10 protein-coding genes are annotated in these 9,228 nt (G+C 68.2%); all 10 read left to right on the top strand.

Annotation, left to right across the window (positions count from 1 at the left end; all coding sequences use genetic code 11):
• Positions 1 to 227: IS30 family transposase (locus JHL17_RS36810; RefSeq protein WP_211113383.1), on the top strand; the 227-nt coding region annotated here is incomplete at its 5' end.
• A gap of 112 nt (positions 228 to 339) precedes the next feature.
• Positions 340 to 732, top strand: coding sequence for a VOC family protein (locus tag JHL17_RS11475; protein WP_200193129.1), 393 nt, complete (start codon positions 340 to 342; stop codon positions 730 to 732).
• 184 nt (positions 733 to 916) lie between these two features.
• Entirely contained in the window at positions 917 to 1,777 is an 861-nt protein-coding gene (locus tag JHL17_RS11470) for a YdcF family protein (RefSeq protein WP_200193127.1), read from the top strand.
• A gap of 133 nt (positions 1,778 to 1,910) precedes the next feature.
• Positions 1,911 to 2,882, top strand: coding sequence for a septal ring lytic transglycosylase RlpA family protein (locus JHL17_RS11465; protein ID WP_200193125.1), 972 nt, complete (start codon positions 1,911 to 1,913; stop codon positions 2,880 to 2,882).
• A gap of 100 nt (positions 2,883 to 2,982) precedes the next feature.
• Entirely contained in the window at positions 2,983 to 4,173 is a 1,191-nt protein-coding gene (locus JHL17_RS11460; protein ID WP_200193123.1) for a D-alanyl-D-alanine carboxypeptidase family protein, read from the top strand.
• 11 nt (positions 4,174 to 4,184) lie between these two features.
• Entirely contained in the window at positions 4,185 to 4,868 is a 684-nt protein-coding gene (gene tmk / locus JHL17_RS11455) for a dTMP kinase (protein ID WP_200193121.1), read from the top strand.
• The gene (locus JHL17_RS11450) at positions 4,865 to 5,983 is read left to right on the top strand and encodes a DNA polymerase III subunit delta' (protein ID WP_200193119.1); all 1,119 of its coding nucleotides are present in this window, start codon (positions 4,865 to 4,867) and stop codon (positions 5,981 to 5,983) included. The genes tmk and JHL17_RS11450 overlap by 4 nt, the downstream gene beginning before the upstream one ends.
• Positions 5,984 to 6,032: 49 nt before the next feature.
• A complete protein-coding gene (metG, locus tag JHL17_RS11445) occupies positions 6,033 to 7,583 on the top strand; it encodes a methionine--tRNA ligase (protein WP_200193117.1) in 1,551 nt (516 codons plus the stop codon).
• 10 nt (positions 7,584 to 7,593) lie between these two features.
• Entirely contained in the window at positions 7,594 to 8,373 is a 780-nt protein-coding gene (locus JHL17_RS11440; protein WP_200193115.1) for a TatD family hydrolase, read from the top strand.
• 26 nt (positions 8,374 to 8,399) lie between these two features.
• Positions 8,400 to 9,179: an MBL fold metallo-hydrolase gene (locus tag JHL17_RS11435; protein WP_247893457.1), complete on the top strand. Its 780-nt coding sequence runs from the start codon at positions 8,400 to 8,402 to the stop codon at positions 9,177 to 9,179.
• Positions 9,180 to 9,228: the final 49 nt, after the last annotated feature.

The raw sequence follows: 9,228 nt of genomic DNA, 5'->3' as shown, positions 1-9,228 counted from the left end.
AAACTTACTTCTGCGACCCTCACGCACCCTGGCAGAAAGGCGGCGTCGAGAACACGATCGGACGGCTGAGACGCAAGCTACCCAGGAAGACAAACCTCGCCGAGACAACTTCGCAAGAGGTTGAGGCTCACGCGGATTGGATCAATTCCATACCGCGTGAGTGCCTCGACTTCTTCACGCCAGATGATCTATTCTCTAAAAATCTCTCCGTTGCGCTTCAAGCGTGAGACCATCTTCCCGCCTTCGCGGGAATGACGGCCGAGAGAAGCTCACGATGAGGGCCGATCCAAAGCGGTTCGAATTTCAAGCACCCCGTCACCCCGACCAATGAGAGCCCCCATGAAGTTCGCCTATACGATCCTCTATGTTCCCGACGTCGCGGCTTCGCTGGCCTTCTTCGAGAAGGCGTTCGGCCTGGACCGCCGCTTCCTCGCCGAGACGGGGGACTATGGCGAACTGGAGACCGGCGCCACCACCCTGTCCTTCGCCAGCCAGGAGCTGGCCCTGTCGCATCACCCCGCCGGCTATGTGTTCGCCAGCGCCAGCGAGAAACCCCTGGGCGCCGAGATCGCCCTGGTCACCGGCGACGTCGAGGCGGCGCACGCCACGGCTCTGGCCGCCGGCGCCGGCGAACTGGCGCCGCCCAAGTCGATGCCCTGGGGACAGACGGTGTCCTTCGTCCGCTGCCCCGACGGCACGCTCGTGGAGCTGTGCACGCCGGTCGACGGCTGACGGCGCCGGGGGCTATTGCATATGGCGATAACCGCCCTCTCCCGCCCCGGGAGAGGGAGGGGACCCACGAAGTGGGGAGGGTGAGGGGGATTCCAAGTATCAGGCACCTGGTTCCTTGGATCACCCCTCACCCTTCCCAAGCTTCGCTTGGGCCCCTTCCCTCTCCCGGGACGGGAGAGGGAGCATGGTTGCCCTTCCCCGACCGCCCCGCTTATGCTCCGCCTCCCCGTCCACCATCGCGAGCGTTCCGGTGCTGTCCTTCATCCTGTCGAAGCTGCTGTGGGGCGTCTTCGCGCCCGGCAATGCGCTGGTGCTGGCGGTGGCCGTGGGGTCGGTGCTGTGGCGGACGAAGCGCTGGCAGCGCGCCGGCCGGCGGCTGGTCACGCTGGCGGCGGTGCTGTTGCTGCTGGTCATGTACACGGGTCTGGGCGCGTTGGTCGCCCTGCCGCTGGAGAACCGCTTCCCGCGGGAGGAGCCGGAGGGACGGATCGACGGCATCATCATGCTGGGCGGCGCCCTCAACCCGCCGATCACCGCCGACCGCGGCGATCCGTCGCTGAACGACGCGGCCGAGCGCATCCTGGGCTTCGCCGACCTCGTCCGCCGCCATCCGGAGGCCAAGGCGGTCTTCACCGGCGGATCGGGCCGGCTGCTCGGCCAGGAGTACAAGGAGGACGTCACCGCCCGCGCGGCGCTGGCCCAGGCCGGCATCCCGGCCGATCGCGTGACCTATGAGGCGGAATCGCGCAATACCTGGGAAAACGCGGTTTTCAGCAAGGAGATGGTCAAGCCGGCACCGGGGGAACGCTGGGTCCTCGTCACCTCCGCCATGCACATGCCGCGGTCGGTCGGCATCTTCCGTTCCATCGGGTGGGAGGTGATCCCCTATCCGGTCGACTACCGCACCCGAACCGGCGCCAGACCGCTGCTGCGCTTCGAGTTCGGCCAGAATCTGGTGATCCTCGACGACGCGGTGCGCGAATGGATCGGGCTGACCGCCTATCGACTGATGGGGCGCACCGAAAGCCTGTTCCCGGCCCCTTGAGCGAAGCGGCCGGAGCCGGGCTGTGTCATCGTAACCACCGCCGCGTTCGAGCCATTGGCGCAGCGGTGCCACTCCGCTAGAGTGCCGCCGCCCCGACGGTCGGGCCGGGGCGGGGATGGAAGGAATTCGCGGGATGCGTCGCTGGCGCAAGGTGAGCAGGGTCGTCGTGCTGGTCGGCGTGGCAACGCTCGCCGCCTGCGCGCAGAAGCCCGCCGGCACCGGCCCAGGGCTTCCGACCAGCGGCATCTACAAGGTGGGGAAACCCTATCAGATCAACGGTGTCTGGTATTATCCCAAGGAAGATTTCAGCTACGACGAGACCGGAATCGCCTCGTGGTACGGCCCCGGCTTCCATGAGAAGAACACCGCCAACGGCGAGATCTACGACCAGAACGAGCTGACCGCCGCACACAAGACGCTGCCGATGCCGAGCCTGGTGCGGGTCACCAACCTGGACAACGGCCGGTCGATCGTGGTGCGCGTCAACGACCGCGGTCCCTACGCCAATGGCCGCATCATCGACATGTCGCGCCGCGGCGCCCAGCTGCTGGGCTTCGACGGCCCCGGCACCGCCAAGGTCCGCGTGCAGATCCTGGGGGAGGAAAGCCGCGCCATCGCCGCCGCCGCGCGCCAGGGCACGCCCGCCCCGCTGCTGGCCGAGATCGACGGCCCGCCGCCGAAGGCCGCCCCGCGTGGCCGGATCGAGGTGAGCGGCGCGTCCGGACCGGTGACGGCGCTGGCCGCTTCCACCGGCTCGCCCCGCCCCGCCGTGGTCGGCGTACCCGTCCCGCCGCCCGCCACCGTCGCCGGCAGCATGGCGGAGGGGCGTTTCGTGCCGGCGCCGGTCGTCGCGCAATTGCCGGTGAAGGCCCATGAAGCCATCTATGTGCAGATCGGCGCCTTCGGCAGCGAGGAAAACGTGGCGAAGGCCCGGGCGCGCCTGTCCGCCATCGGCCAGCGCGCCAGCGTCAGCCAGACGCGGTCGGCCGGAATGACCCTGCACCGCGTCCGCGTCGGACCGCTGGACAGCGTGGACCGGGCCGACGGCCTGCTGAACCAGATCATCCAGGCCGGCCTTACGGAGGCCAAAATCGTGGTGGATTGATCCGGCCACCCGACCCCCATTCCGGCCGCTCCGCCGAATTTCCCCGGCGGAGCGCCAGTGACCTTTCGCCTGTACCGAGTGCCCTTGGAGGATTGTTGCCATGAACGCTGTTGTCGTCCGCCTGTGCGCCGCTTTCGGCCGTTCCGCTGCTGTCGCGGCCGGAATTGCGATGGCCGGGGCCACGATTGGCGCCGGCTTCACCGCGGTCTCGGTCCAAGCCGCGACCATCGACACCATTGCCAAGCAGGCGATCCTGGTCGACCTGACCTCGAACACCGTGCTGTTCGAGAAGAACGCCGACGAGCGCATGGCGCCGTCGTCGATGAGCAAGATCATGACCGCCTATATGGTCTTCGAGGCGATCAAGGGCGGCCGGCTGACGCTGGAAAGCACGCTGCCGGTCAGCGAGCGCGCCTGGCGGATGCAGGGCTCCAAGATGTTCGTGGAGCTTCACAACAACATCAAGGTCGACGACCTGCTGAAGGGCATGATCGTCCAGTCCGGCAACGATGCCTGCATCGTGCTGGCCGAGGGGCTGGCCGGGTCGGAGCAGTCCTTCGCCGAACAGGCGACCAAGCGCGCCCGGGAACTGGGGCTGAAGAACAGCAACTTCGCCAACGCGACCGGCTGGCCCGACCCCAACCACTACATGACCGCCCGCGACCTGGCCCTTTTGGCCGAGCGGCTGATCAAGGACTTCCCCGAATTCTACAAGTACGATTCGATCAGGGAGTTCAAGTATCACGGCATCACCCAGGGCAACCGCAACCCGCTGCTCTACCGCAACATGAATGTCGACGGGCTGAAGACCGGCCACACCGACGCCGGCGGCTACGGCCTGACCGCGTCGGGCGAGCGTGAGGGGCGCCGGCTGCTGCTGGTGGTGAACGGCCTGCCCAGCATGCAGTCCCGCGCCGACGAATCGGCCCGGCTGATCGAGTGGGGCTTCCGCGAGTTCGCCTCCTACACCCTCTACAAGGACGGCGAGACCATCGAACAGGTGCCGGTCTGGCTGGGCGAGCAGGAAACGGTCCCGGTCACCGTGCCGCAGAACACCAGCGTCACCATGGCCCGCGCCGACCGTCCCGGCATGAAGGTGGCGCTGGTCAGCAGCGCGCCGGTCGCCGCCCCGATCAAGAAGGGCGACACGGTGGGCAAGCTGGTGATCACCGCCCCCGGCTTCCCGGGCAAGGAGGTGCCGGTGGTGGCCGCCCAGGACGTGCCGAAGGCCGGCTTCGTCGGCCGCGCCTTCGCCGCCGCCAAGTATCTCGTCTTCGGCAACAGCCTGTGACCGTGACGACCATGCCGACCGCTCCCGCCGCTTCCGCAGGCCGTGGCCGCTTCATCACGCTGGAAGGCGGCGAAGGGGCCGGCAAGTCGACGCAGCTGCGCCGGCTGGCCGAGACCCTGGGCGCGTCGCTGCGCGCCCGCGGCGTCGGGCTGGTGACGACGCGCGAGCCGGGCGGCTCGCCGGGGGCGGAGGAGATCCGCGGCCTGCTGGTGACCGGCGAGACCGGCCGCTGGAGTGCGGTGACCGAAGCCTTGCTGCACACCGCCGCCCGCCGCGACCATCTGGAGCGCACGGTATGGCCGGCGCTGGAAGCGGGGACCTGGGTGCTGTGCGACCGCTTCTTCGACAGCACCATGGCCTATCAGGGCTATGGGCTGGGGCTGGGGCGCGAACTGGTGGAGACCTTGCAGACGGCGGCGCTGGGGGGATTCCGTCCCGACCTGACGCTGATCCTCGACATCGACGTCGAGACCGGCCTGCGCCGCGCGGTGGCCCGCCACGGCGGCGAAGATCGTTACGAGCGGATGGACATCGGCTTTCACCAGCGGCTGCGCGACGGCTTCCTCGACATCGCCCGGCGGGAGCCGGAGCGCTGCGCGGTGGTCGACGCCGATTCCGACCCGGACGGCGCGCAGGCGCGCATCTGGGACGCGGTGTCGAGCCGTCTGGATTTGCCCCGCGGGCAGGCGTCATGAGCAAGGCGCGCACATCGGCAACCGCCGCTCCGGCCGCGGAGGAGGCGCTCGCCCCCCGCCGCAACCCCGACCTCGTCGGGCATGAGGAGGCGGAGCGGCTGTTGCTGGAGGCGTGGAATTCCGGCCGGCTGCCGCACGCGTGGCTGATCGGCGGCACGCCGGGAATCGGCAAGGCGACGCTGGCCTTCCGCTTCGCCCGCTTCGTCCTGGCCCAGGAGCCGCCCGGCGACAGCCTGTTCGGTGGTGCCGCTCCGGTGACGTCGCTGCACATTTCACCCGACCATCCGGTGTTCCGGCGGGTGGCGTCGGGCGGCCATGCCGACATGCTGACGGTGGAGCGCCAGCGTGACGAGAAGAAGGACCGGCTCAAGCGCGACATCGCGGTGGACGACGTGCGCAAGATCGGCCCCTTCCTGCGCCGCACCTCGGCGGAAGGCGGCTGGCGTGTCGCGGTGATCGACGGCGCCGACCGCATGAATCTCAGCGGCCTGAACGCCATCCTCAAGATCCTGGAGGAGCCGCCGCCCGGCGCCCTGCTGCTGCTGGTCAGCGACAACCCCGGCGGCATGCTGCCGACCATCCGCTCGCGCTGCCGCAAGCTGACGCTGAAGCCGCTGGCGGAAGACACCGTCATCGACCTGCTGGGGCAGCACCGGCCGGACATCGCCGCCGACGACCGCCCGGCGCTGGCCCGGCTGTCGGAAGGCAGCGTCGGCCGCGCCATCGACCTCGCCGACGCCGGCGGGCTGGCGCTCTACCGCGAGATGATCGGGCTGCTGTCCGACCTGCCACGCCTCGACATCGTCGCGGCGCACGCCTTCGGCGACAAGCTGACCCGCAAACAGGACGACGGGATGTTCGAGACGGCGACGGAGCTGCTGGTCTGGTGGCTGGCCCGCTTCGCCCGGTCGCTCGCCCGCGGGTCCTGGCCGGCGGAGGTGGTGCCGGGCGAGGCCGCCCTGATGACCCGTCTGGCCAACGCCCGCGGTCTTGAACGTTGGGTGGAGGTGTGGGAAAAGGTTCAGCGTCTTTTCGCGCGCGCGGAATCCGCGAACCTGGACCGCAAGCAGGTGGTCCTGAACGCCCTGGCGGCGCTGGAAACGGCAGCCGCCTAGCGGTATTTCAGAACCTGCCGGGTAAACCTACTTGAAGAAAGTGCCGTAAATGGCCGGGCCGAAGACCTTCTACCTGACGACGCCGATCTATTACGTGAACGACGTGCCGCACATCGGCCACGCCTACACGACGCTCGCCTGCGACGTCCTCGCCCGGTTCATGCGCCTCGACGGCTATGACGTGAAGTTCCTGACCGGCACCGACGAGCATGGCCAGAAGGTGGAGAAGTCGGCGGAGAAGGCCGGCATCCCGCCGCAGGACTTCACCGACCGGGTGTCGCAGAATTTCCGCGATCTCGTCTCGCTGATGAACTATTCCAACGACGACTTCATCCGCACCACCGAGCCGCGCCACGTCGCCTCGGTGCAGGCGCTGTGGACGGTGCTGAAGGATCGCGGCGAGATTTACCTCGGCTCCTACGCCGGCTGGTATTCTGTTCGCGACGAGGCCTTCTATGGCGAGGACGAGCTGACCACCAATGCCGAGGGCAGGAAGATCGCCCCGACCGGCGCCGAGTGCGAGTGGGTCGAGGAGCCGTCCTACTTCTTCAAGCTCTCGGCCTGGCAGGACCGTCTGATCGAGTTCTACGAGCAGAACCCGGACTTCATCGCGCCGGCCGGCAAGCGCAACGAAGTGATGTCCTTCGTCAAGTCGGGCCTGAAGGACCTGTCGGTCAGCCGCACCACCTTCAAATGGGGCATCCCGGTGCCGGGCGACGACGCCCACATCATGTATGTCTGGCTCGACGCGCTGGCGAACTACATCACCGCCGTCGGCTATCCCGACACCACCGGCGACTATGCCAAATACTGGCCGGCCGACCTGCACATGGTCGGCAAGGACATCCTGCGCTTCCACGCCGTCTATTGGCCGGCCTTCCTGATGGCTGCCGGCCTGGAGCCGCCCCGCCGTGTGTTCGCCCATGGCTGGTGGACGATCGAAGGCCAGAAGATGTCGAAGTCGCTCGGCAACGTCATCGCCCCGGATTCGCTGGTCAACACCTACGGCCTCGACCAGACCCGCTATTTCCTGCTGCGCGAAGTGCCGTTCGGCAACGACGGCGACTTCTCGCACAAGCAGATGGTCAACCGGATCAACGGCAATCTCGCCAACGACTACGGCAACCTGGTGCAGCGCGTCCTGTCGATGATCGGCAAGAACTGCGGTGCCGCCGTGCCGGTGCCGGGCGCCTTCACCGAGGCGGACAATGCGCTGCTCGGCGCCGCCTACGGCATGCTCGACATCGTCCGGGCGGAGATCGGGGCGCAGGCCTTCCACAAGGCGCTGGACGCCATCTGGGCCGTGGTCGGCGACGCCAACCGCTATGTCGACGAACAGGCCCCCTGGGCGCTGAAGAAGACCGACCCGGCGCGCATGGCGACCGTGCTATACGTGCTGGCCGAGACGATCCGCCATCTCGCCATCCTGACCCAGCCGGTGATGCCCGACGCCTCCGCCCGGATCCTCGACCTGCTGGCGCTGGGTCCGGACGCGCGCGGCTTCGGCACGCTGGGGCCGTCGGGGGCACTGGTGGCCGGCACGCCGCTGCCGACGCCGCAGGGCGTCTTCCCGCGCTACGTCGAAGAACCGAAGGCCTGAGTTCTCCCCTATGCTCGTCGATAGCCATTGCCATCTCGACTTCCCCGACTTCGCCGAAGAGCTGGACGCGGTCGTCGACCGCGCCCGGCAGGCCGGCATCGGGCGGATGGTCACCATCTGCACCTACATCAGCCGCTTCGACCGCATCCTGGCGGTGGCCGAGCGCTATGACGACATCCTCTGCACCGTCGGGGTCCATCCCCATCAGGCGGCGGAGGAGTTCGCCATCACCACGGTGGACACGCTGGTGGAGCTGTCGCGCCATCCCAAGGTGATCGGGCTGGGCGAAACGGGACTCGATTACTTCTACGACAAGAGTCCGCGCGACCAGCAGCGGGAGTGCTTCCGCCGGCACATCCGCGCCAGCCTGGAGACCGGCCTGCCGCTGATCGTCCACACCCGCGACGCCGACGACGACACCATGCGCATCGTCAAGGAGGAAGCCGCCGGGCAACCGGTGAAGGGGCTGCTGCACTGCTTCAGCTCCGGCCGGGCCCTGGCGGAGGAGGCGGTGGAATACGGCTTCACCCTGTCGCTGTCGGGGATCGTCACCTTCAAGAAGTCGGAAGAGTTGCGCGCCATCGTGAAGGACGTGCCGCTCGACCGCATCCTGGTGGAGACCGACGCGCCTTATCTCGCGCCGATCCCCTTCCGCGGCAAGCGCAACGAGCCGGCCTATGTCGCCCATACCGCCGCCTGCGTGGCGGAGGTGAAGGGGGTGTCGGCGGAGGAACTGGCCCGCGCCACCACCGACAACTTCTTCCGCCTGTTCGACAAGGCCGTTGCATGACAGGTGACGGCGCATCATCCGTCGCGATGCGCGTGACCGTCCTTGGCTGCGGCGGGTCGCGCGGCGTGCCGGTGATCGCCGGTATTCCCGGCGGCCAGTGGGGCCGCTGCGACCCCGCCAATCGCAAGAACCGGCGCATGCGCCCATCGGTGCTGGTGGAGCAGGACGGCGTGTCTGTCCTGGTCGACACCTCCCCCGACCTGCGACAGCAGTTGCTGGACAGCGGCTGCTCGCGGCTGGATGCCGTGCTGTGGACGCACCAGCATGCCGACCACTGCCACGGCATCGACGAGGTGCGCGAGATCTGCCGGCAGATGCATGCACCGATCGACGCCTATGGCTGGGACGAGCATCTGCGCGACATCGAGACGCGCTTTCCCTACTGCTTCGATCCGCTGCCGGACGGCTATCCCTTCTATCGTCCGGTGTTGAAGGCCCATCGGATCGACGGGCCGTTCCGCGTGAAGGGGCTGGAGGTGACGCCGTTCGAGCAGGACCACGGCTATATGCGGACGGTCGGCTACCGGTTCGGCAGCTTCGCCTATTCGACCGACGTCGTGCGGCTGGACGACCGCGCCTTCGAGGCGCTGGCGGGAGTCGACACCTGGATGGTCGACTGCGGCCGGATCGAGCCGCCCCACCCCGTGCATGCCCATCTGGCGCTGACGCTGGAATGGATCGCGCGGGTGAAACCGCGGCGGGCCTATCTGACCCACATGGACAACACGATGGATTACGACAGCCTGCGGCGGATTCTGCCGGAGGGTGTCGAGCCGGCTTACGATGGGCTGGTGATCGAGGTTTGAGGAAGTCCTCGGCTTCGAATGCCCCCACCTAACCTCCCCCGCTGGGCGG

Origin of the sequence: Azospirillum endophyticum (assembly GCF_016595245.1) — a bacterium.
GTDB lineage: Bacteria > Pseudomonadota > Alphaproteobacteria > Azospirillales > Azospirillaceae > Azospirillum > Azospirillum endophyticum.
The sequence above is the reverse complement of the archived record's forward strand: the minus strand, read 5'-3'. Positions and strand labels throughout refer to the sequence as shown.

What these genes read in the sequence shown, in the direction of transcription:
- JHL17_RS11475 (WP_200193129.1), top strand. Translation starts at nt 340, where the DNA reads ATGAAGTTCGCCTATACGATCCTCTATGTTCCCGACGTCGCGGCTTCG.
- JHL17_RS11470 (WP_200193127.1), top strand. Translation starts at nt 917, where the DNA reads ATGGTTGCCCTTCCCCGACCGCCCCGCTTATGCTCCGCCTCCCCGTCC.
- JHL17_RS11465 (WP_200193125.1), top strand. Translation starts at nt 1,911, where the DNA reads ATGCGTCGCTGGCGCAAGGTGAGCAGGGTCGTCGTGCTGGTCGGCGTG.
- JHL17_RS11460 (WP_200193123.1), top strand. Translation starts at nt 2,983, where the DNA reads ATGAACGCTGTTGTCGTCCGCCTGTGCGCCGCTTTCGGCCGTTCCGCT.
- tmk (WP_200193121.1), top strand. Translation starts at nt 4,185, where the DNA reads ATGCCGACCGCTCCCGCCGCTTCCGCAGGCCGTGGCCGCTTCATCACG.
- JHL17_RS11450 (WP_200193119.1), top strand. Translation starts at nt 4,865, where the DNA reads ATGAGCAAGGCGCGCACATCGGCAACCGCCGCTCCGGCCGCGGAGGAG.
- metG (WP_200193117.1), top strand. Translation starts at nt 6,033, where the DNA reads ATGGCCGGGCCGAAGACCTTCTACCTGACGACGCCGATCTATTACGTG.
- JHL17_RS11440 (WP_200193115.1), top strand. Translation starts at nt 7,594, where the DNA reads ATGCTCGTCGATAGCCATTGCCATCTCGACTTCCCCGACTTCGCCGAA.
- JHL17_RS11435 (WP_247893457.1), top strand. Translation starts at nt 8,400, where the DNA reads ATGCGCGTGACCGTCCTTGGCTGCGGCGGGTCGCGCGGCGTGCCGGTG.